General features: G+C 46.2%; 2 pseudogenes. Both read right to left on the bottom strand.

Going from position 1 to position 1,066, the window contains the following annotated elements:
• Positions 1–429: pseudogene (gene efeM, locus ACWHAR_RS22940) on the bottom strand (iron uptake system lipoprotein EfeM); the annotation flags it as partial.
• Positions 426–1,066, bottom strand: a pseudogene (efeU, locus tag ACWHAR_RS22945) (ferrous ion permease EfeU); the annotation flags it as partial. The pseudogenes efeM and efeU, both read right to left, overlap by 4 nt.

Here is a 1,066-nt window from a genome sequence, read left to right on the forward strand (position 1 = left end):
AGCCTTTTTGCCGCTCTTCTTCGCTTCTGTCAGGTCTTCTAAGGACGCTTTCAATGACTCGGATTCTGTCTTGATTTTTGCTGTATCCGGTTTGTCTTTTTGCGCTTCTGTGTAGATTGGCTGAAGATGTTTTTCGATTTCTGTATATTCGAATGGATAGTCGCTGCGAATGTCGTTTTCAAAGGAAAGCCAGTAGCTGTTTAACTCTTTCCCCTTCTTTTCAATCTCTTTTTGGTCTCCTTTTTCCGCTGAGTCATTCAGCTTGGAAATGATGGTTTCCATTTTATTTACGGATGCGGTGATTTCTTTAGTGACCCCGCTTTTTTCAGATGAAGCTTTTTCTTTGGTTGAAGATGTGTCGTTGGCTCCGCAGCCTGCGCACAGCGCAAGGATGCATCCGGCTGATACAGCGATTTTTGTGAAATTCATTTTGTCAGTTCCTTTCCGTTTGTAAAATGTTTTGCCGCTTCTGAAACAAGCGCAATCAGTAAAAAGAGGAAAATCAACATTTGCGGAATCGTGCTGTACACAGACGGATAAATTCCCAGCACCGATACAGACGGCAGCCAGCTTTCTGCATCAGACGGAAGAATGCCCGCCAGTTGAAGGCTGTGAACGCCGGTTCCGAGAAATTTCACGCACATATACAGGACAACCGCCATTGATAGAAGAAAAAACGGCTTCAATGGAATGCGCATTCCGAGCTTGATCATCAGAACACCGACGATGACGAGAATGATAAGCCCTGCGGCAGTTCCGCCGATCAGTTCAGTGAGCGGGAGCTTCCCGACAAGCCCGATGAAAAAGATGACCGTTTCGAGACCTTCTCTTACAACTGCCAGAAATGCAATGAGCGCAAAGGAAAGCAGGCTTCGTTTTTTTAGTGCCTGTAACTTCTGGATATTGATTTTTTCTCTCCATTTATCCATTGAGGCGTTTCTGTGCAGCCACACCCCGACATACAAAAGCATGACAGCGGACAGTACGCCGGTAACGCCGCCAAGCAAGAAATTGTTTTCTCCGAATACACTGGAAGAGAACAGAACCGTGACACCGATGCCGGCTG

This window comes from Bacillus sp. LR--39, from assembly GCF_053613335.1.